25 protein-coding genes and 1 tRNA gene are annotated in these 21,725 nt (G+C 73.1%); 15 read left to right on the top strand and 11 right to left on the bottom strand.

The genetic code is table 11. From position 1 onward, the window contains the following. Positions 1 to 7: 7 nt before the first annotated feature. From proB to BMW85_RS44825, 4 genes are all read left to right on the top strand, one after another. Positions 8 to 1,126 carry a glutamate 5-kinase gene (gene proB, locus BMW85_RS44835; protein ID WP_218156217.1) on the top strand — a complete coding sequence of 373 codons (1,119 nt, stop codon included), beginning with the start codon at positions 8 to 10 and terminating at the stop codon, positions 1,124 to 1,126. Between the two features lie 21 nt (positions 1,127 to 1,147). Then, a complete protein-coding gene (locus BMW85_RS44830; RefSeq protein ID WP_091093740.1) occupies positions 1,148 to 2,422 on the top strand; it encodes a glutamate-5-semialdehyde dehydrogenase in 1,275 nt (424 codons plus the stop codon). Between the two features lie 49 nt (positions 2,423 to 2,471). Then, a complete protein-coding gene (locus BMW85_RS50105; RefSeq protein WP_177241209.1) occupies positions 2,472 to 2,648 on the top strand; it encodes a hypothetical protein in 177 nt (58 codons plus the stop codon). 91 nt (positions 2,649 to 2,739) lie between these two features. Then, positions 2,740 to 4,764, top strand: a complete 2,025-nt coding sequence (locus BMW85_RS44825) for a serine/threonine-protein kinase (protein WP_091093738.1) — start codon at positions 2,740 to 2,742, stop codon at positions 4,762 to 4,764. Between the two features lie 75 nt (positions 4,765 to 4,839). Here the strand turns inward: BMW85_RS44825 and BMW85_RS44820 are convergent, their stop codons facing one another. Beyond that, positions 4,840 to 5,862 carry a M48 family metallopeptidase gene (locus BMW85_RS44820; RefSeq protein ID WP_091093786.1) on the bottom strand — a complete coding sequence of 341 codons (1,023 nt, stop codon included), beginning with the start codon at positions 5,860 to 5,862 and terminating at the stop codon, positions 4,840 to 4,842. A gap of 123 nt (positions 5,863 to 5,985) precedes the next feature. Between BMW85_RS44820 and nadD the strand changes: the two genes are divergently transcribed. The 3 genes from nadD (at position 5,986) to BMW85_RS44805 (ending at position 7,727) form a co-directional block, all read left to right on the top strand. Further along, entirely contained in the window at positions 5,986 to 6,576 is a 591-nt protein-coding gene (nadD, locus tag BMW85_RS44815) for a nicotinate-nucleotide adenylyltransferase (protein ID WP_281249699.1), read from the top strand. Between the two features lie 91 nt (positions 6,577 to 6,667). Beyond that, on the top strand, positions 6,668 to 7,063 hold the full coding sequence (gene rsfS / locus BMW85_RS44810) for a ribosome silencing factor (protein ID WP_091093736.1): 396 nt from the start codon (positions 6,668 to 6,670) through the stop codon (positions 7,061 to 7,063). A 34-nt stretch (positions 7,064 to 7,097) separates the two neighbouring features. After that, complete coding sequence (locus BMW85_RS44805) at positions 7,098 to 7,727, top strand: histidine phosphatase family protein (RefSeq protein WP_091093735.1); 630 nt, start codon at positions 7,098 to 7,100, stop codon at positions 7,725 to 7,727. A 52-nt stretch (positions 7,728 to 7,779) separates the two neighbouring features. Here BMW85_RS44805 and BMW85_RS44800 read toward each other — a convergent pair whose 3' ends face one another. Continuing rightward, positions 7,780 to 8,151: a winged helix-turn-helix transcriptional regulator gene (locus tag BMW85_RS44800; protein ID WP_091093733.1), complete on the bottom strand. Its 372-nt coding sequence runs from the start codon at positions 8,149 to 8,151 to the stop codon at positions 7,780 to 7,782. 91 nt (positions 8,152 to 8,242) lie between these two features. Here BMW85_RS44800 and BMW85_RS44795 point away from each other — a divergent pair, with 91 nt between their 5' ends. Further along, positions 8,243 to 8,869 (top strand): NAD(P)-dependent oxidoreductase, encoded by a 627-nt coding sequence (locus tag BMW85_RS44795; RefSeq protein WP_091093732.1) that lies wholly within the window; start codon positions 8,243 to 8,245, stop codon positions 8,867 to 8,869. Between the two features lie 95 nt (positions 8,870 to 8,964). Then, positions 8,965 to 9,040 (top strand) — tRNA-Ala (locus BMW85_RS44790). 50 nt (positions 9,041 to 9,090) lie between these two features. On the opposite strand, the gene BMW85_RS44785 is transcribed toward BMW85_RS44790, so the two are convergent. Beyond that, entirely contained in the window at positions 9,091 to 10,392 is a 1,302-nt protein-coding gene (locus BMW85_RS44785; protein WP_091093730.1) for an extracellular catalytic domain type 1 short-chain-length polyhydroxyalkanoate depolymerase, read from the bottom strand. Positions 10,393 to 10,508: 116 nt separating this feature from the next. Further along, positions 10,509 to 11,510, bottom strand: coding sequence for a helix-turn-helix transcriptional regulator (locus BMW85_RS44780; protein WP_091093783.1), 1,002 nt, complete (start codon positions 11,508 to 11,510; stop codon positions 10,509 to 10,511). A 46-nt stretch (positions 11,511 to 11,556) separates the two neighbouring features. On the opposite strand from BMW85_RS44780, the gene BMW85_RS44775 reads away from it, so the two are divergent. Then, positions 11,557 to 12,009 carry a hypothetical protein gene (locus tag BMW85_RS44775; protein ID WP_091093728.1) on the top strand — a complete coding sequence of 151 codons (453 nt, stop codon included), beginning with the start codon at positions 11,557 to 11,559 and terminating at the stop codon, positions 12,007 to 12,009. Here the strand turns inward: BMW85_RS44775 and BMW85_RS44770 are convergent. Further along, positions 11,996 to 12,316 (bottom strand): hypothetical protein, encoded by a 321-nt coding sequence (locus tag BMW85_RS44770; RefSeq protein WP_091093726.1) that lies wholly within the window; start codon positions 12,314 to 12,316, stop codon positions 11,996 to 11,998. The two genes, BMW85_RS44775 and BMW85_RS44770, sit on opposite strands and share 14 nt — an antisense overlap. Before the next feature lie 93 nt (positions 12,317 to 12,409). Between BMW85_RS44770 and BMW85_RS44765 the strand changes: the two genes are divergently transcribed. Continuing rightward, positions 12,410 to 13,174 carry an SDR family oxidoreductase gene (locus tag BMW85_RS44765; RefSeq protein ID WP_218156216.1) on the top strand — a complete coding sequence of 255 codons (765 nt, stop codon included), beginning with the start codon at positions 12,410 to 12,412 and terminating at the stop codon, positions 13,172 to 13,174. A 15-nt stretch (positions 13,175 to 13,189) separates the two neighbouring features. On the opposite strand, the gene BMW85_RS52245 is transcribed toward BMW85_RS44765, so the two are convergent. From BMW85_RS52245 to BMW85_RS44745, 4 genes are all read right to left on the bottom strand, one after another. After that, positions 13,190 to 13,765 (bottom strand): hypothetical protein, encoded by a 576-nt coding sequence (locus tag BMW85_RS52245; protein ID WP_143082619.1) that lies wholly within the window; start codon positions 13,763 to 13,765, stop codon positions 13,190 to 13,192. A gap of 31 nt (positions 13,766 to 13,796) precedes the next feature. Further along, a complete protein-coding gene (nhaA, locus tag BMW85_RS44755; protein ID WP_091093722.1) occupies positions 13,797 to 15,602 on the bottom strand; it encodes a Na+/H+ antiporter NhaA in 1,806 nt (601 codons plus the stop codon). A 67-nt stretch (positions 15,603 to 15,669) separates the two neighbouring features. Then, positions 15,670 to 16,359, bottom strand: a complete 690-nt coding sequence (locus BMW85_RS44750; protein WP_091093720.1) for a GAP family protein — start codon at positions 16,357 to 16,359, stop codon at positions 15,670 to 15,672. A gap of 94 nt (positions 16,360 to 16,453) precedes the next feature. Beyond that, a complete protein-coding gene (locus tag BMW85_RS44745) occupies positions 16,454 to 17,824 on the bottom strand; it encodes a Dyp-type peroxidase (RefSeq protein WP_091093718.1) in 1,371 nt (456 codons plus the stop codon). A gap of 165 nt (positions 17,825 to 17,989) precedes the next feature. On the opposite strand from BMW85_RS44745, the gene BMW85_RS44740 reads away from it, so the two are divergent. Next, a complete protein-coding gene (locus BMW85_RS44740; RefSeq protein WP_091093717.1) occupies positions 17,990 to 18,373 on the top strand; it encodes a hypothetical protein in 384 nt (127 codons plus the stop codon). On the opposite strand, the gene BMW85_RS44735 is transcribed toward BMW85_RS44740, so the two are convergent. After that, positions 18,349 to 18,843, bottom strand: a complete 495-nt coding sequence (locus tag BMW85_RS44735) for a 2-thiouracil desulfurase family protein (RefSeq protein ID WP_091093715.1) — start codon at positions 18,841 to 18,843, stop codon at positions 18,349 to 18,351. The genes BMW85_RS44740 and BMW85_RS44735 overlap by 25 nt on opposite strands. After that, positions 18,813 to 20,177 (bottom strand): DHA2 family efflux MFS transporter permease subunit, encoded by a 1,365-nt coding sequence (locus BMW85_RS44730; protein WP_218156215.1) that lies wholly within the window; start codon positions 20,175 to 20,177, stop codon positions 18,813 to 18,815. Before BMW85_RS44730 ends, BMW85_RS44735 begins: the two co-directional genes overlap by 31 nt. 55 nt (positions 20,178 to 20,232) lie before the next feature. Here BMW85_RS44730 and BMW85_RS44725 point away from each other — a divergent pair, with 55 nt between their 5' ends. Genes BMW85_RS44725 through BMW85_RS44715 form a run of 3 tightly spaced genes read left to right on the top strand, consistent with a single transcriptional unit; the run spans position 20,233 to position 21,690 of the window. Then, on the top strand, positions 20,233 to 20,919 hold the full coding sequence (locus tag BMW85_RS44725) for a TetR/AcrR family transcriptional regulator (protein WP_177241207.1): 687 nt from the start codon (positions 20,233 to 20,235) through the stop codon (positions 20,917 to 20,919). A 34-nt stretch (positions 20,920 to 20,953) separates the two neighbouring features. Further along, positions 20,954 to 21,316 (top strand): hypothetical protein, encoded by a 363-nt coding sequence (locus tag BMW85_RS44720; RefSeq protein WP_091093712.1) that lies wholly within the window; start codon positions 20,954 to 20,956, stop codon positions 21,314 to 21,316. Continuing rightward, entirely contained in the window at positions 21,313 to 21,690 is a 378-nt protein-coding gene (locus tag BMW85_RS44715; protein ID WP_091093711.1) for a hypothetical protein, read from the top strand. The genes BMW85_RS44720 and BMW85_RS44715 overlap by 4 nt, the downstream gene beginning before the upstream one ends. The last annotated feature ends 35 nt before the right edge of the window (positions 21,691 to 21,725 follow it).

Here is a 21,725-nt window from a genome sequence, read left to right as displayed (position 1 = left end):
GCAGAGCGTGCGGGAACAGATCAGCGCGGCGTCGAAGGTCGTGGTCAAGGTCGGCTCCTCCTCGCTCACCACCCCCCAGGGCACGATCGACGTCGATCGCGTCGATGCCCTGGTGGACGTGCTGGCGGCGCGGCGCCGGGCCGGGACGCAGATCGTCCTGGTCTCCTCCGGGGCGATCGCGGCGGGTCTCGGCCCGCTCGGGCTGAGCGCGCGACCTCGTGACCTCGCGACCCAGCAGGCCGCCGCCTCCGTCGGCCAGGGCGTGCTGGTGGCCCGCTACACCTCCTCCTTCGCCCGCTACGGGCTGCGCGTCGGCCAGGTGCTGCTCACCGCCGACGACATGATGCGCCGCGCCCACCACGTCAACGCCCAGCGCACCCTTCACCGGCTGCTGGAGCTGGGCATCGTGCCGATCGTCAACGAGAACGACACGGTGGCCACCGACGAGATCCGCTTCGGCGACAACGACCGGCTGGCGGCCCTGGTGTCCCATCTGATCCGCGCCGACGCGCTGGTGCTGCTGTCGGACGTGGACGCGCTCTACGACGGCCCGCCGAGCCGTGCGGGCGCCCGCCGGCTGGCCGAGATCCGCGGCCCCGAGGACCTGGCGGGCGTCGAGCTGGGCAGGAACGGCGCGGCCGTCGGCACCGGCGGCATGGTGACCAAGGTGCAGGCCGCCAGGATCGCGACCGGGGCCGGGGTCCCCGTGGTGCTCACCGCGGCCGCTCACGCGGCCCAGGCGCTGAGCGGCGCGGACGTCGGCACCTACTTCCACCCCGGCGGGCGCCATCCCGGCACGCGCCTGCTGTGGCTCGCGCACGCCACCACCGGCCGCGGCCGGCTGAGCCTCGACCCGGGCGCGGTGGAGGCCGTCGTCGGGCGGCGCAAGTCGCTGCTGCCGGCCGGGGTGACGTCGGTGGAGGGCGAGTTCGCGGCGGGCGATCCGGTGGACCTGTGCGGGCCGGAGGGTGACGTGGTGGCCCGGGGGTTGGTCAACTTCGACGCCGCCGAGATCCCCGGCCTGCTCGGGCGTTCCACCCGGGAGCTGGCCAGCGCGCTCGGTCCGGAATATGAACGCGAGCTGATCCACCGCGACGACATCGTCATACTGGAGACCCACGCTTAGCAGCCGAACGAGGAGCACGTGATGTCCGAAGAGTTCCTGAAGGTCGCCCGCGCGGCACGAGAGGCCGCCGCCGAGCTGGCCCCGCTGCCGCGGGCGCCGAAGGATCGGGCGTTGCGCGCGATCGCCGACGCCCTGGTCGCCCACGCCGCCGAGATCGTCGCGGCCAACGCCGAGGACGTCGAGCGGGCCAGGGCCGAGGGCACGTCCGAGGCCATGGTCGACCGGCTGCGGCTGGACGAGGGCCGCATCGCCAAGATCGCCGACGCCGTGCGCGAGGTCGCCGACCTGCCCGACCCGGTCGGCGAGGTGGTCCGCGGCTCCACGCTGCCCAACGGCCTGGAGCTGCGCCAGCTCCGGGTGCCGCTCGGCGTCATCGGCATCATCTACGAAGGCCGTCCCAACGTCACCGTGGACGCCGCCGCGCTCTGCCTCAAGAGCGGCAACGCCGTGCTGCTGCGCGGCTCCTCCAGCGCCTACTCCTCCAACACCGCGCTGGTCGCGGTCATGCAGGGCGCGCTGGAGGGCACCGAGGTGCCGGTCGGCGCGATCCAGCTCGTGCCGGGCCGCACCCGCGACTCGGTCAAGGAGCTCATGCGCGCCCGTGGCCTGGTCGACGTGCTGATCCCGCGCGGCGGCGCGTCCCTGATCAACTCCGTGGTCGAGGAGTCCACCGTGCCGGTCATCGAGACCGGCGTCGGCAACTGCCACGTCTACGTCGACGCCGAGGCCGACGTCGACCTCGCCGTGAAGATCCTGGTCAACGCCAAGGCGCAGCGGCCCTCGGTGTGCAACGCGGCCGAGACGTTCCTCGTTCACCAGGACATCGCGGACGCGTTCGTGCCGAAGGCGCTGGAGGCGCTGGCCGAGGCGGGCGTGACCGTGCACGGCGACGAGCGGATCGCCGCCCACGGCGCCGACGTCGTGCCCGTCACCGACGACGACTTCGCCGTCGAATACCTCTCGCTCGACATCGCCGCGGCCGTCGTCGGCTCGCTGGAGGAGGCGGTGGAGCACATCAGGCGCCACGGCTCGGGCCACACCGACGCCATCGTGACCCGGTCGCAGCGGGCCGCCAGGCGGTTCGTGGCGCTGGTCGACTCGGCGGCGGTGGCGGTCAACGCCTCCACGCGGTTCACCGACGGGGGCGAGTTCGGGTTCGGGGCGGAGATCGGCATCTCCACCCAGAAGCTGCACGCGCGCGGGCCGATGGGGCTGCCGGAGCTCACCTCCACGAAGTGGGTTTACACCGGCGAAGGGCATTTGCGCACCTCAGAAGGCACCGTGGTGGCCGGCTGACGGCGTGTCGGCCTGACCGTGGCCGCGCACCGCGGCTTGACTGGGGGACATGGAGATCATCGTCGCCCTCGCCTTCGTCGCCGCGGTGCTGTTCGCCGCCGACCGTCTGATGCTCCTGCTGGAGAGCCACGGCCACGTACGCTGGCGCCGCAAGGGTCGCAGGCGGCTGTCCGAGGAGCCCACCGCGCGACTCGACAGCATGCTCTCCGACCACTCACGCCGATAAACCTGTACGACCTCCGGCGCGCCGCAAGCGTTGACTCCCGTCCCAACGCTAGGGTTGTGTCCCTTATGGGCGCGCCGGGCGGGGAGGGACGGTGAGCAAGCTCGGCAAGGTCGGGCCGTACACCTTGGTCGAGCGGCTCGGCCGGGGCGGCATGGGCGAGGTCTACCTCGCGACCACCCGCCGGGGCGAGCGCATCGCGCTGAAGGTCCTGCACGACCTGGCCGAGGACGAGACCTCACGGGTCAGGCTGGAGCGCGAGGTCCGCGCGCTGCGCAGGGTCGAGAGCCCGTACGTCGCCAAGGTGCTGGACGCCGACCTCAACTGCGCGCGGCCCTACCTGGTGATGGAGCACATCGAGGGCGCCACGCTGCTGGAGAAGGTACGCGGGGACGGGCCGCTCGACGTCGCCGAGCTGGTCGAGATGGCGCAGGGCATCGCGGCGGCGCTGGCGATCATCCACGCGGCCGGGGTCGTGCACCGCGACCTGAAGCCGGGCAACATCATCATGTCCGCGCGCGGACCGGTGCTCATCGACTTCGGCATCGCCCAGGTCCTGGACGCGACCCGGCTGACCATGACCGGCACGTTCCTCGGCACGCCCGGCTACACCGCGCCGGAGATCTTCGCCGACGAGCACGTCGACTCGCCGGCGGACGTGCACGCCTGGGCGGCGACGGTGGCGTTCGCGGCGACCGGGCGGCCCACGTTCGGGCGGGGGACGGCCGAGGCGCAGATGTACGCCGTGCTCAACGGGCAGGCCGACCTCAAGGGCGTGCCGGTCGAGCTGCTGCCGCTGGTGCGCGCGGCGCTCAACCGGGAGCCGGGCAAGCGGCCCACGGCGGCGTTGCTGGCCGACCGGCTGTCGCGGCTGGCCAGGGTCACCAGCGCGACCGAGACCGACGCGGGCGGCGAGGCGGCCGAGGAGGCGCCGCCGTCGCGGGGGCGGGGCGCGGACGAGGGCGCGCGGGGCGAGGCCAAGGCGGCGCGCGGGCGGCCCAATCCGACGGGCGCCGACGGGAAGGTGCCGCCGCCTCGCCGTACCGGTGGTGAGGCGGCGAGGCGGGCCGCCGCCGAGGGGAAGACCACCCAGCCGCGAGGCCGGACGCCTGTGGACGGGGCTGCCGCGCGTGGCCGGACTCCTGCGGATGGGGCCGCCGCGCGTGGGCGCACGCCTGCTGATCCAAGCGCCGCGCGTGGGCGCACTTCTGCTGATCCGACCGCTGCTCGTGGGCGTGCGCCTGTTGATGGTGCCGCCGCTCGTGGGCGTGCGCCTGCTGACGGTGCTGCCGCGCGTGGGCGTGCCGCCGCCGATGGTGCCGCTGCTCGTGGGCGGACGGCTGGTGACGGGGGTGCCGCGCGGGGGCGTACGCCGGCTGATGGGGTTGTGGCGCGGAGCAGGATGGACGGGGCCGCGGCGCGGGCCCGGAGCGCGGCGGACGGGAAGGTGCCCGCGCCGCGCGTCCGGGGCAGCGGCGACGGCAAGAACACCGGGCCGCGGGCGAAGATGACCACGCCCCGCGCCCGTGCGGCCGCCGCCGTACGGACCCGCGCGGCGGCGGCCCGGCCACAGGTCAGGCGGAAGAGCGACGCGCCCACCACGCTGCCCGCGGGCAACGGCGCGCTGCTGCTGCTCGCGGTGCTGGCGGTGCCGTGCGTGGTGACGTCGGTGATCTGGCCGATCGCCTCGATCGCGATCACCGCCGTGTTCGTGGTGCTGACCAGGACGCTCTGGATGAACCACTGGATGATCAGGAACCGGGGCTCCCGGCGGGTGCGGATGACGCTGCGCGTGCTGCTGTTCCCGCTGGCGCTGGCCGGCGCGGCGGGGACCGCGCTGGTGTGGCCCGGCCTGCCCGTCGCGGTGGCGTCGGGCGGGGCGCTCTGGGTGACCGGCGGCGGCCAGATCGACACCGACTGGTGGCAGCAGCCGGCGCCCGTGACCGTGGCGGCCGTGGTGTTCGGGATGCTCTGCGGCGGCATCACCGGTCGCGAGATCGAGCGGATCGGCGGCCGGCTGCCGGACCTGCGCAGGGAGGGACTGCGGGCGCTGGCGGTGCTGGGCGGGTTCGTCGCCCTGTGCGCGGCCGCCGTGCGCGCCATCGCCCTCCTGCTCTAGGACCCCGGCGAAAGACCGGCCCGCCGACGGACGCGGCCGCTCACGCTGACCGGCCGCGCGTGGCGATGGCGCCGGTCAGCCCTGGCCGCCGTCGCGGCGGGAGAAGCGGTTGAAGATGCGCTCGCCCGCGTTGACCGCGCCCTCGGCGACGTCGCGCAGCACGCCGATGAACGGGTCCTGCGACTGCTGCCAGGACGCGCGGTAGGACTCGGCCGCCGCCTTGACCTCGTCGGTGACCCGTGCGCTGGCGTCGTCCTCGCGGCGCGGGTAGTCGCCGCCGAGGATGCGGTCGTAGTCGCCGCTGCGCTGCCACTTGTCCAGCTCGGCCACGCGCACCACGGCGAACGGGTGGGTGGTGCCGAGCAGGTTGAGCACCTTGAGGAAGCCGTCGCGAAGGTCGCCCGCGGTGTCGTACTCGTTGTACTGCTCCAGGAACGCCTCGATGTTCATCTCGTGGGTGTAGGCGCCGCCGGCGAGCTTCATCAGCGCCCGCTTGCCCGCGTCGGGGTCCTGGCCGACGAGCAGGCCGCCGCGGTCGGAGGACAGCTCCGACTTGCGGTACCACTCCTCCAGGCCCGCGACGATGGCCCGCAGGCCGATGTAGCCGAGCGGGATCCAGGCGACGCGGGTGGCGAGGCGGGTGAGGATGTCGAGCATCGTCCGGTAGACCGCGTGCCCCGAGAGGATGTGGGCGGTCTCGTGGCCGATGACGAAGCGCTGCTCCTCCTCGTTCATGAGGTTGAGCAGGCCGGTGGTCACGACGATGAACGGGTCGTCGAAGCCGATGGCCTTGGCCTGGACCTGCGGGTCCTGCTGGACGTAGATCTCCGGGATGCGGTGCAGGTCGAGGGTGTAGGCGGCGTCGCGGCCCATGTCGTAGAGCGAGCGGAACTGCGTCTCGCTGACGCGGACGGCCGAGGCGAGGTACATCAGGCGGAGGCGGCGCTCGCTGATGAGACCGGACATCTGCTTGAGAACCGTGTCAAACCCACTCAACTTACGCAGAGCGACCAGGGCGGACCGGTCTGCGGGGTGTTCGTAGGCTCGGGACGAGATGCCGGGCAGTTGGACGCGATTGCGGTCCGGGGTGGTCGTCATGCCCGGCATGCTACGTCCGCAACCGAAGTCTTGCGCGGACATCACGAAGGGGGGTGCCATCGAGTTGTGGTGCTGCGTCCGCGTAAGGTCCGTTCCATGAAGAACGCGTCGGGTGTGCAGGGGATGCGACGAGTGGGAGTCATGGGCGGGACGTTCGATCCCATCCACCACGGACACCTTGTCGCGGCCAGCGAAGTCGCCCACCACTTCGAGCTGGACGAGGTCGTCTTCGTCCCGACCGGACGGCCGTACCAGAAGTCCGAGCGCGAGGTGTCCGCCGCCGAGGACCGCTACCTCATGACGGTCATCGCCACCGCCTCGAACCCCCGTTTCTCCGTCAGCCGGGTGGACGTGGACCGTCCCGGGCCGACGTTCACGATCGACACCCTGCGCGACATCGCCAACATTTACGGTCCGGACGTCGAGCTGTTCTTCATCACCGGCGCCGACGCGCTCGGCGCGATCCTCGACTGGCAGCAGGCCGACGAGCTGTTCGAGCTGGCGCACTTCGTCGGCTGCACGAGGCCCGGCCACACCCTGCACGATCCCGGCCTGCCCGAGGGGCGGGTGACGCTGCTGGAGATCCCCGCGCTGGCCATCTCGTCGTCGGAGTGCCGGCAGCGGGTGGCCAAAGGGGAGCCGATCTGGTATCTGGTTCCCGACGGGATCGTGCAGTACATCAACAAACGAGGGCTGTATCGCGCCCACGGGTGAAGGTATCCATGCCGTACGTGAGGGGTTTCGGCCTGGACGGGTACCCTCAACATATAGGCATGCTGCCGACACAGGAGGACAGACCCGCATCGTGACCGCATCTGACAGAGCCGTCCAGCTCGTGCGCATCGCCGCGGAGGCCGCGGCCGAAAAGCTGGCCGATGACATCCTCGCCTACGACGTGAGCGAGCAGCTCGTCATCACCGACGCGTTCCTGCTCTGCTCCGCCACCAACGACCGCCAGGTCCGTGCCATCGTCGACGAGATCGAGGAGCGGCTGCGCACCGAGGCCGACGCCAAGCCCGTGCGCCGCGAGGGCGAGCGTGAGGGCCGCTGGGTGCTGCTCGACTACATCGACATCGTCGTGCACGTCCAGCACGAGGAGGACCGTACGTTCTACGCCCTGGAGCGCCTGTGGAAGGACTGCCCGGCCATCGCGCTGCCGGAGAGCGTCATGCAGGCCAACCTGCAGCGGGCGCGCGCGTGAGCGGACGGGCCGGGCTTCCCGGCGGGGAAACCGCATGAGCCGGCGCATCGTGTGTCTGCGCCACGGGCAGACGTTGTGGAACGTCGAACGACGGTTCCAGGGCCACTCCGACATCCCGCTCGACGAGACCGGCATCGCGCAGGCCGCCAGGGCCGCCTCGCTGCTGGCCTCGCTCCGTCCCACCGTCATCGTCTCCTCCGACCTGCAGCGGGCCAACGACACAGCGCTCGCGCTGGGCCGCCTGGTCCGGCTCGACGTGCACGTCGACAAGGACTTCCGCGAGCGCGGGGGCGGCCAGTGGGAAGGGCTGACGCGGGAGGAGATCGCCGCGCGCTGGCCCAAGGAGTACGCCGACTGGGAGGCTCCCGACGGCGAGGAGGTCCAGGACGTCGCCGAGCGGGTGGCGTCGGCCATGCGCCGCTGGGCGGCCAAGCTGGACGACGACGGCCTGCTGGTCGTGGCCTCGCACGGCGCGGCGCTGCGGCTCGGCATCTGCGAGCTGCTCGGGCTGCCCGAGGAGCTGTGGCCGGCGCTCGGCGGGCTCGGCAACTGCTCGTGGTCGGTGCTCCAGGAAGGGCGCAAGGGCTGGCGGTTGCTGGAGCACAACGCCGGCACGCTGCCTGAGCCCATCAGCAGCGACGACAAACCGGACGCCGAGGTCTGAGAACGGCCGGGCGGCCGTGCGGCTCGGGGGCCGTGCGGCTCGCTCGCCTCGCTCAGGAGGCGGTGTGCCGCTCCCGCGCGTCGAGCAGCTCGTCCCAGTGATCGGCCGCCCACGCGCAGGCCGCCTCCAGCGGCTCCAGCATGCTGCGGCCGAGCGGCGTCAGCGCGTACTCCACCCTGGGTCTCGGGTCGTCGTGCACGGTGCGCGAGACGAGGCCGCCGCGCTCCAGCCCGCGTAGCGACTGCGTGAGCACCTTCGGGGTGACGCGGTGCAGCGGCACGCGGAGCTCCGAGAACCGGCGCGGGCCGTCCTCCAGACAGCGGATGATCAACGCCGCCCACTTGTCGCCGAAGCGGAACGGCACCAGCGGCGACGGGCACAGCTCGTCGAAGAGGTCGGCGGGCAGCGGCTGCCGGTGCGTCATGGTGTCTCTCCCGCGGGTCTCGGTATCCAGGAGGTAACCGCCCTCGCGGCTATCTTTCCGGAGCATCGACGCAACGGGAGGTATTCCGACGATGAGCAGGTACGTGATTTTCGGGGCCGGCGGCCGAGCCGGCCGGCGGGCCGTCGCCGAGGCGCGCAGGCGCGGCCACCAGGTGACGGCCGTGGTCCGCGACCCGGCACGGTACGACGGCCCGGCGGACGACGGCGTACGGGTCGCCGCGGGGGACGTCACCGACGCGGCCGACGTCGCCGCCCTCGCGGCCGGGCACGACGCCGCGATCAACACGGCGGCGGTGATCGGCTCGGACACCTTCTTCAGCGACGCGGCGCGGGCCCTCGTCAAGGGCCTGCGGCAGGCCGGGGTGGACCGGCTCGTCGCGGTCGGGATCGCCACGCTGCTGCCCGGGCCCGACGGGATCCTGCTGCTGGACGTGCCCGGCTTCCCCGCCGAGTTCCGGCCCTTCTGCCTGGCCCACGCCGCCGGTCTCGAGGTGCTGCGTGCCGAAGGCGGCGGGCTGGACTGGGTGTACGTCAGCCCGGCCGGCGACTTCGACCACGAGGGGGAGCGCAGCGGCCGGTACGAGGTCCGCGAACACGGGGACATGGCGCTCCGCGTCTCGTACGCGGACTTCGCGATCGTCCTGCTGGACGAGGCGGAGAGCCCACGGCACCGTGGCGGCCACCTGGCCGTGACCTGAGGCCCGGGTTTCGCGGGAGAGGCGATTAGGCGAATCCGGGCGGATGGCTATATGCTCTCGGAGCGCCGCAACGGGCAGGCTCGTAGCGGTGACCAGGGGCTATAGCGCAGTTGGTAGCGCGCCTCCATGGCATGGAGGAGGTCTGGGGTTCGAATCCCCATAGCTCCACCACCACAGAAACGGCGGCGTCCTCACGGACGCCGCCGTTTTCCGTGTGTGGGTCAGGTGGTGCAGGCGGCGCCGTTCAGGGTGAAGGACGAGGGGGCCGCGGTGTTGCCGTTGTGGGTGGCCTGGAAGCCGAACTGGGTGGACGCGCCGGGCGCCAGGGTGCCGTTGTAGCTCACGTTCCTGGCCGTCACCGCGCCCGAGGCGGGGGAGACGGTGGCGTTCCACGCGCCGGTGACCGTCTGCCCGGCGGGCAGCGTGAAGGCCAGCGACCAGGACGAGAGCTGCGTGGTCCCGGTGTTGGTGATCGTCACGGCGGCCGTGAAGCCGTTGTTCCAGGTGTTCATGGCGTACGCGACCTTGCAGGCGCCGCTCGGGGTGACGGTCGGGGTGACGGTCGGGGTCGCGGTCGGCGTCTGGGACGGGCCGCCGCCGGGGGTGTCCAGGCCGAGGAAGGCCAGCACCATGGCGGCCATCCCGCCCTGCGGCAGGCTGTGCCCGACGCCCTGGAGGCTGATGCCCTCGACCGCGACGGTGGTGCCGGTGCCGCCGTAGCGGGTCCTGGTCCAGCCGGAGCGGGGCTGGTCGGTCATGGACGGGGTCTGGCTCAGGCCGTGGACGTTGGTCCACTGCTTGATCTCCTCGGCGAAGTTCGGGTAGCGCAGGGTGGTGTCCTCGGTGCCGTGCCACACCTGCATGCGGGGGCGCGCCCCGGTGTAGCCGGGGTAGGCGGCGCGCACCAGGTCCCCCCACTGCTGCGGGGTCTTGATGAGCTGGCCGTTGGCGCAGGTGCTGTTCCAGCTCGACCCGTCGGTGGTGGCGAAGCAGCCGAACGGAACGCCCATGAACGCCGCTCCCGCCTTGAACACGTCCGGGTACGCGCCCAGCAGCACGTTCGTCATCATGCCGCCGGAGGAGGCGCCGGTGACGTACGTGCGGGCCGGATCGGCGTTGTAGCGCTGCTGCACGTACCTGACCATGGAGACGATGCCGACCGGGTCGCTGCCGCCGTCGTGCCGCAGCGCCTGCGGCGAGGAGACGTCGAAGCAGGACCCGCTGCGCGTCGCCGAGGGGTAGACGACGATGAACTTGTACTGGTCGGCGAGCGAGGCGAACTCGGTGCCCGAGTAGAAGGCCGGGCCGGAGCCTGTGCAGTAGTGGACGGCCACGAGCAGCGCCGGGCGGGTGCCGACGCCGTCGGGCACGTAGAGATGCATGCGAAGGTTGGTGGGGTTCGTGCCGAAGCCGGTCACCTCGGTGAGCTGGGCCGAGGCGGCCGGGGGCGCCGAGATCAGCATCGCGACGACGAGCGCCATCGCGGCGACCGCGGCGCTGGCCAACCGCGTTGTCAGTTTCATCCGGGCTCCTCTCGATGGCCTGAAACATTGCGAGTGTGTTGAGAAACTTTCACCCTCGCAACAGGCCAGGTCCACCGGGGCCGGACCCGCCCTCCTGAGCTGCGAGCCGGCGGAAACTAGGCGGGCTCCGGCGTGAAAGTTTCCCCTGCCGCGTAACGCTCGGCCAGAGCCGCGGCGGTCGCGCCGATCCGCTCCCGCAGCTCGGCCGGAGCCAGCACCTCCGCGTCCACCCCCAGGCGCAGGAACTCGGCCAGCGCGTGCTCGACCGACTCGATCGGCACCGTGACCCGCGTCCACCCCTCCGCGTCCGGCGCCCCGGCGGTGCGCCGCGCCGCCTCCACCATGCCCGGCGTCATCAGGTCGGGCAGCCGCTCCAGCCCGCGCGGCGACAGCCGCACCACCGCCTCGCCCCGCCGCAGCCGGGCCTCGAACGCCTCCAGATAGGCCGCCCAGTGCGCCGCCAGGTCGAACCCGCGCGGCCGGGTGAAACCCTCGTCCAGTGTGCGCAGGCCGAGGATCTGCGAGACGCGGTAGGTCCGCACGTCCCCGTCCGTCCCCGCCACGAGATACCACCGGCCCGCCTTGACCACCAGCCCGTACGGGTCCAGCAGCCGCTCCACCTCCTGCGGCTCCTTCCACCGCCGGTAGACGACCAGGATCCGCCGCTCGTTCCACACGGCGTCGGCCACGGCCGGCAAATGGGCCAGGGGTTCCCGTTCGCGGTACCACGTGGGCGCGTCCAGGTGGAAGCGCTCCTGGAGCCGCCCGGCCCGGTCGCGCAGCTCGACCGGCAGCGCGGCCATGAGCTTGAGCTGGGCCGCCGTCACCACCGCGCCGAGGCCCAGCTCCGCCGCGGGACCGGGCAGCCCCGCGAGGAACAGCGACTCGGCCTCGTCCGCGGTCAGCCCGGTGAGCCGGGTGCGGTAGCCGTCGAGCAGCTGGTAGCCGCCGTTCGGGCCGGCGTCGCCGTACAGGGGGATGCCGGCGGCGTGCAGCGACTCGACGTCGCGGTAGATCGTACGGACCGAGACCTCCAGCCGCTCGGCCAGCTCGCGTGCGGTCAGCCGGCCCCGGGTCTGCAGGAGCAGCAGGATCGACACCAGGCGGGAGGCACGCATGGTCGCTGACATTACCTGTCAGTGACCCCGGCGTACGGTCCCCCGCATGAACGATTTCGACTTTTTCGCCGGCCACTGGAACGTCGTCAACCGCCGGCTCGTCAAGCCCCTGTCCGGCAGCGACGAATGGGACGAGTTCCCCGGCCACTCGGTCGCCACCCGGCACTTCGCCGGCGCCGCCAGCTTCGACGAGATCACCTTCCCCACCAAGGGCTGGAACGGCCTGACCGTGCGCGTCTACAACCCCGGCACCCGCCAGTGGTCCATCTACTGGGCCAGCAGCGCCCGCGGAGAGCTCGACACCCGGCCCATGGTGGGCGCGTTCGACGGCGACCGGGGAGTCTTCTACGGCGACGAGACCGTGGACGGCCGGCCGGTCCGCGCCCGGTTCGTCTGGACGCGGATCGACCAGGACACCGCCCGCTGGGAGCAGGCGTTCGCCGAGGCGGGCACCGACGACTGGGAGACGAACTGGATCATGGACTTCACGAGGAAGTGACCGCCGTGCCCGGCGGCCCGGCCGCCGAGGACTGCGTGCCGCGCATCCACAGGATCCCGGCCACCGCCAGCGCGCCGAGCAGCAGCACCAGCCCGCCCACCACGACCACCCACCACCAGCCGGCGCGCGGCGGCTTGGCCTCGTAGAGCTGGACGTCGGGCAGCATGTCAGGGGTGTAGTCCAGCCGCTGGGTGGCGGGCGGGTCCTGGGGCTCCCGCCGGGGCGGGGGCGACTCGGGGTGGGGGAGGCGGTGCCGGATGGTCTGGTCGGGGTCCGGCTCCTGGCGGCCGGGCTGGTGCGCAGTCATGGGCCCCTCGAACGCGCTGGGTGGGGAGTGTCAGGCTTTCCGCCGACATTGTCACACTTTCGCCTGCTGCCCCGTCCAGATCGCATGACACGTGTGCTGGTGACTGGAGGCAGCGGCCGGCTCGGCCGCGCGGCGCTGGAGACCCTGACGAAGGAGGGGTACGAGACGCGGGCGACCAGCCGGTCGCCGCGCGCCTCCGAGGCGGGCGGCGTACGGTGGTTCGGCGCGGACCTGACCACCGGGCGCGGCCTGGAGGAGGCGGTGGAGGGGGCCGACGTGGTCGTGCACCTGGCCTCGGCGGCGTACCGGGGGCGTTACACCCGGCGTCTCGAACTGGACGGCACGGGGGCGCTGCTCGCGGCGGCGCGGGCGGCCGGCGTACGGCACCTGGTCTACATGTCGATCGTCGGCGCCGACCGGGTGCCGCTGGGCTACTACCGGCTCAAGGTCCAGGCCGAAGGGCTGGTACGTGACAGCGGGGTGCCGTGGACGGTGCTGCGGGCCACGCAGTTCCACGAGTTCGTGGAGCTGGGGCTGCGCGGCATGGCCCGGTTCGGGGCGCTGGTGGCCGATCCCGGCATCCCTGCGCAGCCGGTGGACGTCAGGGACGTGGCCCGGCGGCTGACGGGGCTCATCGAGGCCGGGCCCCGGCAGGGGACCGAGGAGTTCGGCGGGCCCGAGGTGCTGACCATGGACGGGGCCGCCGAGAGCTGGCTGCGGGCGCGCGGGCTGCGCCGGCCGGTGCTGCGGATGCCGATCCCCGGCGCGCTCGGCAGGGCCTTCCGCGCCGGTCATCTCGTCACCCAGGCCCGGCCGACAGGGGAGCTCACCTGGGAGCGGTACCTGCGGGGCGAGTGAGGGGACGGGCGGCGGTCAGCCGTACGGGCCCTGGCCGTAAGGCGGCTGCGGCGGGTGCTGGCCGCCGGGCTGCGGAGGCTGCTGCGGGTAGGGCTGCTGGCCCTGCGGCTGCTGCGGATACGGCTGCGCTTGCGGTTGCTGGGGGTAGGGCTGCTGGCCCTGCGGCTGCTGGGGGTACGGCTGGGGCTGAGGCGCCGGCTGGTTCCAGCCCTGCTGCTCCCAGCCCGCGGGCGGCTGCTGCCACCCCTGCGGTCCAGGCGAAGGGGCGGGCGCGGGCGTGGTCCGCCGCGCGACCACCCCGCCGATCAGCAGGCCGAGGCCGACGAGATGGATGATCGAGCTGATGGCGACCGACACGGACAGCCCCGCGGCCAGGCCCAGCAGGCCGACCAGCTCCCTCTGCAGGAAGCTCTGCGCCACGGCGAAGCCCGCGCCGACGAGGAGGACGACGCAGCCGGCGATCCCGAGCACGGCGCCGCGCCCCTGCTCGCGCCGGCGCATCGCCATGAGGACGAGGCCGACGAGCAGGAGAATGCCGTTCAGCAACGCGCTGACGAGGCTGATGACCATGAGCGAACCGGTGTCTGTCAAGGGAGGACTCCTGCGGGGATCGGGGGACCTGTCAGGAAGGCTGCGGCGACGGGCGTAGCTCGGCTATCGCCCGGCCGATCGCGTCCTCGTCGAGCGGCCCCTGGTAGCGGACGCCGTTGAGGAAGAGGGTGGGGGTGCCGCGGACGCCGCTCTCGCGGCCGGAAGCCTCGTCGAGGGCGATCCTGGAGGCGTGCCGCGGCACGTCCTCCCACGGCTCGACGCCGAGCCGGGCGGCGTGGCGCTCCAGGTCGGCGTCGCTGAGTGAACGCTGGTTGTCGTAGAGGACGTCGTGCATCTCCCAGAAGCGGCCCCGGTCGCCCGCCGCCTCGGCGACGATCGCGGCCGAGGCGGCGCGCGGGTGGATGGTCCGCAGCGGGAAGTGCCGGAAGACCAGGCGTACGTCGGGGTTGTCCCTGAGCAGCCGCGTCAGCACGGGGTGGAGGCGGCCGCAGTAGGGGCATTCGAAGTCGCCGTACTGGACGATGGTGATCGGGGCGTCGGCCCGGCCGCGGATGTGGTCGCGCGGCCCGACGGGCACCGACAGCAGTTCGGGCAGCTCCTCGTCGGGCTCGGCCTCGGGCGGGGCGCAGACCCCGCCGCGGTCCCACGCCATCCGGAAGATCACCCAGCCCATCGCGGCGGCCAGCAGCGAGCCGGCCAGGATGCCGATCTTGGCCTCGGCGCGGATGGCCGGGTCGTCGAAGGCCAGGTCCACGATGAACAGCGCCACCGTGAACCCGATGCCGGACACCGCGGCCCCGCCGAACAACTGCCCCCACACCAGGTTGCCGGGCAGGATGCCCCACTTGAGGCGGAGCGGCAGCCACGTGCCGAGCGCGATGCCGGCGAACTTGCCGAGCAGCAGGCCCGCCACGACCCCCCACGACACGGGCGAGGTGAGCGCCGCCCGCAGGGTCTCGCCGTCCAGCCGCACCCCCGCGTTGGCCAGCGCGAACACCGGCACGATCACGTAGCTGCTCCACGGGTGCAGGCGCAGTTGCAGCCGCTCGTTGACGGAGACGGCGTGCCGGACCCGCAGGGTGGCCTCCCTGGCGGCGCGGGCGCTCGGCTCGTTCGTGAACTCGTGGACGGCCTCGCCGGCGAGGAGCAGCTTCTGGTCGGAGGGGGCGTAGACGAAGACGAGCACGCCGAGCGCGATGCCGACCAGCGTGGGGTGGATGCCGCTCTCCAGTGTGGCCAGCCACAGCCCGAACCCCAGCACGATGTACGCCGGCGCCCGCCAGATCCTCAGCCGGCGCAGCGTCACGATGGCCGCCAGCAGCACCGCCGCGGTGAGCAGGGCGGGCACCGACAGCTCGCTCGTGTAGAACAGCGCGATGATGAGGATGGCGAGCACGTCGTCCACGATCGCCAGCGTCAGCAGGAACGCCCGCAGCGGATCGGGGCACCGCGCGCCGACGACGGCCAGCACGCCGAGCACGAAGGCCGTGTCGGTGGCGATCGGCACGCCCCAACCGGCCGCGCCGGGGCCGCCCGCGTTGAGCAGCAGGTAGATGCCCGCGGGCACGAGCATGCCGCCCAGCGCCGCCAACGCCGGCACCGCGATCAGCCGCCGGTCGCGCAGCTGTCCGAGCCGGACCTCGTACGAGATCTCCAGGCCGATGACGAAGAAGAACAGCGTCATCAGCCCGTCGTTGACCCAGTGGCGCAGGTCGAGCGAGAACTCGGCCGTCCCGAACGACAGCCCCATCGGGGTGTGCCAGAACGCCTCGTAGGTGTCAGTCCAGGGGGAGTTGGCCCAGATCAGCGCGAGGACGGTGGCGACGAGCAGCGCGCTGGTGCTGCCCGCCTCGGTCCGGAAGAACGTGCGCAACATCGTTTTGATCGCCTCCCCGGAGGTCGATCCTAAACGCGCGGACGCGATGCTCACCGGGCGGGAGTGGTCACTCCGGGGCGAAGAACAGCTGGACCGCCGCGTCGCGGGCGAGCAGGAAGCCGATGATGCCGATCGCCCAGCTCACCATCGACGCCGAGTGCCTGGCCAGCCAGTCCCGCAGCCGCTCCAGCCGGGATTCCAGCCGGGCCCCTGTGACGGCGCGCAGGCCCATGAGGGCGAGCGGCGGCGTGATCATGACGAGGACGTACCCGGCCAGCAGCGGCAGCCACTGCGCGGCCGGCAGGCCGGAGGTGGTCATGACGCCGACCGCCGCCAGGTAGGGGACCATCGTGGCCACCTCGACCGCCCCGGCCGTCAGCCCGAGCAGCACCATCGTGCGGGGCCCGCCGACGCGCGGCTCGAAGCGGCGCTCGGGCAGGCCGCGCTTGGCGCGGTACTTCGGGTCGAACCTGAAGCTCAGCGCGAACAGGCCCACGCCGAGCGCGAGCTGCACCCCGTACGCGACCTCGCTGTGCAGGGCCTCGCCGAGGCCGTCCATGACCGCGGACAGGCCCAGCATGAGCGCGACCCCGACCAGGAAGTAGAAGACCGCGATCGTGCCCAGGTAGACGAGCTGCCCCGACACCCTGGACCGCTCGCCGGCCAGCAGCAGGTAGAGGGGGATGACCAGCGTCCCGAAGCTGGTGCTGTCCACCAGTGCGAAGGCGGCGAGGGTGAGCATCAGGCCGATCGTCATGACACGATCATCGCGGCCGGGGCCCGCCCCCGCCTCCTACGCCGGAGCGAACCCGGCGTACATCCTTCGATGCACGCCGGGCGCTCTCACGGGGTCACAGGCCGCGCAGATAGGCCAGCGACGGCGCGAAGAAGTATTCCCCGCCCTTCATCGTGACCGTCTGCGGCACCTGGGCCTGCGGCGGCGACTGCTCGGGCTTGCCCCAGACCTTCGGGAACGTCACCTTGATCGCCCGCTCGCCCTGCCCGATGACCGGGTCGTGGCCGGTCGCCGGGTTCTCGAAGTCGGGATTGCCCGCCCAGGTCCGCTGGGTGAACTCGAACTGGTCGACCAGGCTGCTGTTGAACGCCATGAACAGCAGCCCGACCTCGCCGCTCGGCCGCGTCGCCGGGGGCGCGTCGTCCCACGGCTGGTCGCCGCGCCGCCCGTAGGTCTGCCCGCGCCTGGCCATGAGCACCTCGCGGCCGAACGAGCGCGGGTTGGTCTTCCTGATGTGGCCGCTGAAGGGGCACTTGCTGCCGTCGTCGCCCTCGAAGGTGAAGTCGTTGGCCACCGGGCCGCCGCCGGCCTTGGCCCTGCCGGTCAGCGGCGTGCCGTCCTTGAACCGGCCGACGAGCATGGCGCCCGCCCGGTGCCGGTCGCCGCCCTTCAGCCCGAGGTCGTCGGCGAGCCGCTCCTCGATCTCCTTGAAGGCGCGTACGTTCTGCTCCAGCTTCCTGAAGACCAGGTAGCTGCCGTGGTGGCGGCGCGGGTCGGGCGAGAAGGGGTCCGGCACCAGCACGTTGGCCAGCGGGAAGGCCGGGTCCCAGCGCTTGCGCGGCTCGCGGTCCACCTCGTCCTTGAGGAACAGCGGCTGGCTGCGGCCGTCCACGTAGCCGAAGTGCTCGATGCCGTCGCCGGCCGGGTTGCGCATGCCCCGGCCGATCTCCTCGCCGAGCAGCCGGGCGCTGGCCGGCAGCGCGCCGATGATCTCGTCCCGCAGCGTCGCCACCGGTCCGGGCCGGTCGTCGCCGATGAGCACGACGGCGTGGATCTCGCGCTGGTAGGCGCGCTCCCACTGCTCGACCGGCGGGTCCTCGACCTCGGCGACGCGCCGCTTCATGCCGTCGCGGAACGCCCGGTCGCCGAAGGCGCGCACCTCCTCGACCGAGTGGCCGAGGTCGCGGTAGCCGGCCTTGCTGATGCCGATCCCGACGTACGGGGTGCCGCGCCGCCCCCGGCCCGCGAAGTCGCGCACCTCCTCCAGGTGCCGGCGCGCGGACTTCATCCACGTGGTGGCCACGTGCCGCAGGAACGCCCTGCCTTCGGCCGCGTCGTTGAACCGGACGAACAGGACGGACAGGTGCTCGCGTACGTGAGCGCGCAGAATGTTCGGCTGGAGGTTGTCGAGCATCGCCTTGGTGTCCGCGTCGAGCGTGGCCGAGTCCCAGGCCAGGGGTTGTGCGTTGTTCAGGTCGACTGGCATCGCCAAGTCCCTTTCCCCGTTTCGGAATGGAATTTTCCGAGCCCCCACTTCTAGGACTCCCGGGAGGCGGAGAAAGTTTCCTCGCGGGGCTACCGCGCCGGACGTACGCGGGCGGCCTCCTCCGGGACGATGGCCGGCCGCGCCCCGCGGTGGGAGCGTGGTGCCATGGACACGATCCGCAGGGCCCTGGGCCGGCTCTCCCTGCTGTACGCGCTGATCTTCCTGGTGGCGGCGCTGCTGCACGCCGGGGCGGGTCCCGGCCCGCTGCGCCGGCCCCCGGTGCCGCCCGCCGTGGTCACGGAGGCACTGTGCTGCGCCGCGATGCTGGTCGGCGCGTACGGCGCGCTGAGGCCCCGGCCGTGGGCGTGGGACGGGCTGATCTACACGCACGCGGCCGCGCTGGGCGGCGTGCTGCTCGGCGTGCTCGCGACGGCGCTCGTGCCGGGGGTGCAGGCGGGCACGCTGCTCGTGGCGTATCACGGCACGGTCGCGGCCCTGCTCGCCGCCGGCCTCGGCGCGGCCTTCTACGTCTCCAGGGTGCGCAGGTAGCCGGCCGCCTCGGCGAGGCGGTCCTCGCCGAACACGCGGATGCCGTGCCGCTCCAGCAGCGCCGTGGTGACCCCTTGCCCGGGCGTCCTGCGGCCCGCGAAGGAGCCGTCGTAGACGGCGAGCGCGCCGCACGACGGGCTGCCCTCCTTGAGCACCGCCATCCGGGCGCCCGCCGACCGGGCCGCCTCCAGCGCCGCCCGCGCGCCCGCGAGGAACGCCTCCGTCACGTCGTCGCCGCCGGACGTGAGGACCCGGGCCGTGCCCGCCAGCACCGCGGCGCCGCCCGCGCCCCCCTCGATCTCGGCGGCCGGGCGCGGCACCGGCAGCCCGCCCGCCACCTCGGGACAGAACGACACCAGCCGGCCCTCCGCCCGCCAATCGGCGAGCACCGCGGCCGAGCTGGTCTTGGCACCGCCGTCGTAGCGGACCTTGCGGCCCATCAGGCAGGCGCTGACGAGGATCTTCTCCACGTCTTCGATCCTATGAGCACGATCGGCACCAGCGAGAGCGCGGCCAGCGCGGCGGCGCAGCCGAAGGCGTAGGCGAAGGGCCGGGCCGCGCCCGCCGCGGTGAGCAGTTGCAGCAGCACCGCGAGCACCGCGACGCCGAAGGAGGAGGCGAGGCGGAGCGCGATCGTGCTGAGCGTGGTCGCCGCCGGGATGGCGGCGCGCTCCAGCGTGGCGTACGCCGCCGCGACCACCGACGTCGACACCAGCCCGTGCCCCAGCCCGGCCACGAGGATGGGCACCGGCCCGGGGAACGCCGCGAACGCCGCGATCCCCGCCACCACGGCGGCCACGCCGGTCGCCGCGACGCCGCGCGCGCCCCGGCTGTCGGTGAGCCTGCCCGCGATCGGCAGCGTGAGCGCCGCCCCGATCCCGAGGGGGGCCAGCAGCAGCCCGGCCTCCAGCGGGCCGCCGCCCCCGGCGAGCTGGCTGTGCAGCGGCACGAGCACGGTGAAGCCGAGCATCGCCGCCGAGTAGCAGGCGAGCGCCACCACCGCGGCGGCGAACGTACGGTCGCCGAGCAGCCGCAGGTCCACCAGCGCGCCCGGCACCCGCAGCGCCCGCACCGTGAACGCCGCGACCAGCGCGAGCCCGATCCACAGCGCGGGATGCGCGAACGAGGCTCCGCCGCCGACCTCCGACAGGCCGTGGATCAGCGCGGCCAGCCCGGGGGAGAGCAGCGCCAGGCCGAGCACGTCGAGCGGCTGCCGGGGCGCGGCGGCCGGATCCGGCTCGCGCGGCAGCAGCAGCGCCGCCGCGATCAGCGCCACCGCGCTGATCGGCAGGTTGACCAGGAACAGCCACCGCCAGCCGGGCCCTTCGACGACGAGGCCGCCGAGCGGCGGCCCGAGCACCGGCGCCAGCATGGACGGCACCGTGATCAGCGCCATGGCGCGGCCCATGCGCTCCTTGCCGGCCGCCTGCGCCAGCATCGCCTGGCCCACGGGCATGAGCAGGCCGCCGCCGAGCCCCTGGACGGCGCGGAAGGCGACCAGGCTGCCGGCCGACCAGGCCGCGGCGCAGAGCGCGGAGCCGCCGGCGAACAGCACGAGCGAGACCAGCCAGACGCGCCGCGAGCCGAAGCGGCCGACGGCCCAGCCGGTCACCGGGACGGTCATCGACATGGCCAGCAGGTAGCCGGTGACCGCCTGCTGCATGGTGGCGGGGGTGGTGCGGAAGTCGTGGGCGAGCGTGGTGAGCGCCACGTTGACCACCGTCGAGTCCAGCATCGTCATGACGCCGCCCAGGAAGACCACCAGGGCGGTCGTCACGAAGGGGGTTCGTACGCTGTATCGCATGGCGTACAACGTATCATCACTCGTACAGCGTATCGCCTGGCTTAGGATCGGGGTTGTGAGCTCTGTCTGGTCGCGTCCCGCGCCGCCCCGCCGCCCGGCTCTGACCAGGGAGGCGATCGTGGCCGCCGCCATCGCGATCGCCGACGCCGAGGGCCTCGCCGCCGTCTCCATCAGGCGGGTGGCGACCGAGCTGGGGGCGCGGGCGATGACGCTCTACTCCTACATCGAGCGCAAGGAGGACCTGCTCGCGCTCATGCTCGACGAGGTCGCCGCCGAGCTGGGCGCCGACGGCCCCGCCCCGGACGACTGGCGCGAGGCGCTGCTCGCCATCGCCCGCCGCGAACGCGACCTCGTCCGCCGCCACCCCTGGCGGATGGACCTGGTCGCGCAGGGCCTGCCCGCGGGGCCCAACGCGCTGCGGCACGTCGAGCGCAAGCTCGCCGTCCTCGCCCGGCTCGGCGTCGAGCCGCCCGCCGCCTGGCGCTTCCTCGCCGCCTGCACCGACTACATGACCGGCTACATGGTCCGCGAGGCGCGGGAGCGCACCGCGCCCCGGCGCGAGGGCGTCAGCGACGCCGAGCGGGCCGCCCTCGCCGAGCCGTACGTCAGGGAGCTGGTGGACGGCGGCGAGCTGCCGCACCTGGCGCCCATGCTGGAGCGGGGCGTCCCCGGCGCCGACGACAACTTCGAGCGGGGCCTGCGCTGGCTGCTCGACGGCATCGAGCGCGAGCTGCCGCGATGAGGGGCGCCGCCCCCGGGCGATAGCCTTACCCCCGATGAACACCACCGTCTCCGCGATCGTCATCACGGTCGCGCTGCTGCTCATGCTGGCGAGCCTCATCACCGCGATCCGCGACCGGCCCATGGGCATGGTCCTGCTGATCGGCTTCGGCGTGCTGGAGGTCGCCGTGCTGGTGCAGGTCGGCTTCGTGATCGCGGCGCTGGCCGGGGGAGCGGAGTCGCCCGAGCCGGCCACGCTGTGGGGCTACCTCATCGGCGAGGTCGTGATCCCGCCCGCGGCGGTGTTCCTGGCGCTGGCCGAGCGCTCCCGGTGGGGGACCGCGATCCTGGTCGTGGCCGGGTTCGCGATCGCGGTCATGAACGCCCGGCTCGGGCAGATCTGGCAGGGCGTGGCATGAGCTCCATCGGCAGCGGGCCTGGGCGGGCGCTGATCGCCGTCTACGGGCTGTTCTCGCTGGCCGCGGGCGCGCGGGCGGCGGTGCAGATCGCCACCAGGTTCGGGGAGGCGCCGCTCGCCTACAGCCTGTCGGCGTTCGCGGCGGCCGTCTACGTCCTGCTCACGGTCGCGCTCTGGCGCGGCGCGCGGCGGCTCGCGCTGGCCGCGCTCCTGGTCGAGCTGGCCGGCGTGCTGATCATCGGCACGGCCAGCGTCCTCGACCCGGCGGCCTTCCCCGACGAGACCGTGTGGTCCGTCTACGGCAAGGGTTATCTCTTCATCCCGCTCGTGCTGCCGCTCGCCGGGCTCTACTGGCTGCGCCGGCAAAGGCGTTGAGGCGTTAACGTCCGGCCCGGCCGGGAAGTGGCTGA

Source organism: Nonomuraea wenchangensis (assembly GCF_900111685.1).
GTDB lineage: Bacteria > Actinomycetota > Actinomycetes > Streptosporangiales > Streptosporangiaceae > Nonomuraea > Nonomuraea wenchangensis.
Note: the sequence above shows the minus strand (reverse complement) of the source record. Positions and strands in the feature narration are given on the sequence as shown.

Bases quoted from the DNA above. Each gene is read 5' to 3' on its own strand.
- BMW85_RS44830 (WP_091093740.1), top strand. From the start codon at position 1,148: ATGTCCGAAGAGTTCCTGAAGGTCGCCCGCGCGGCACGAGAGGCCGCC.
- BMW85_RS50105 (WP_177241209.1), top strand. From the start codon at position 2,472: ATGGAGATCATCGTCGCCCTCGCCTTCGTCGCCGCGGTGCTGTTCGCC.
- BMW85_RS44820 (WP_091093786.1), bottom strand. From the start codon at position 5,862: ATGACGACCACCCCGGACCGCAATCGCGTCCAACTGCCCGGCATCTCG.
- nadD (WP_281249699.1), top strand. From the start codon at position 5,986: ATGCGACGAGTGGGAGTCATGGGCGGGACGTTCGATCCCATCCACCAC.
- BMW85_RS44805 (WP_091093735.1), top strand. From the start codon at position 7,098: ATGAGCCGGCGCATCGTGTGTCTGCGCCACGGGCAGACGTTGTGGAAC.
- BMW85_RS44800 (WP_091093733.1), bottom strand. From the start codon at position 8,151: ATGACGCACCGGCAGCCGCTGCCCGCCGACCTCTTCGACGAGCTGTGC.
- BMW85_RS44795 (WP_091093732.1), top strand. From the start codon at position 8,243: ATGAGCAGGTACGTGATTTTCGGGGCCGGCGGCCGAGCCGGCCGGCGG.
- BMW85_RS44785 (WP_091093730.1), bottom strand. From the start codon at position 10,392: ATGAAACTGACAACGCGGTTGGCCAGCGCCGCGGTCGCCGCGATGGCG.
- BMW85_RS44780 (WP_091093783.1), bottom strand. From the start codon at position 11,510: ATGCGTGCCTCCCGCCTGGTGTCGATCCTGCTGCTCCTGCAGACCCGG.
- BMW85_RS44775 (WP_091093728.1), top strand. From the start codon at position 11,557: ATGAACGATTTCGACTTTTTCGCCGGCCACTGGAACGTCGTCAACCGC.
- BMW85_RS44770 (WP_091093726.1), bottom strand. From the start codon at position 12,316: ATGACTGCGCACCAGCCCGGCCGCCAGGAGCCGGACCCCGACCAGACC.
- nhaA (WP_091093722.1), bottom strand. From the start codon at position 15,602: ATGTTGCGCACGTTCTTCCGGACCGAGGCGGGCAGCACCAGCGCGCTG.
- BMW85_RS44750 (WP_091093720.1), bottom strand. From the start codon at position 16,359: ATGACGATCGGCCTGATGCTCACCCTCGCCGCCTTCGCACTGGTGGAC.
- BMW85_RS44745 (WP_091093718.1), bottom strand. From the start codon at position 17,824: ATGCCAGTCGACCTGAACAACGCACAACCCCTGGCCTGGGACTCGGCC.
- BMW85_RS44740 (WP_091093717.1), top strand. From the start codon at position 17,990: ATGGACACGATCCGCAGGGCCCTGGGCCGGCTCTCCCTGCTGTACGCG.
- BMW85_RS44730 (WP_218156215.1), bottom strand. From the start codon at position 20,177: ATGCGATACAGCGTACGAACCCCCTTCGTGACGACCGCCCTGGTGGTC.
- BMW85_RS44720 (WP_091093712.1), top strand. From the start codon at position 20,954: ATGAACACCACCGTCTCCGCGATCGTCATCACGGTCGCGCTGCTGCTC.
- BMW85_RS44715 (WP_091093711.1), top strand. From the start codon at position 21,313: ATGAGCTCCATCGGCAGCGGGCCTGGGCGGGCGCTGATCGCCGTCTAC.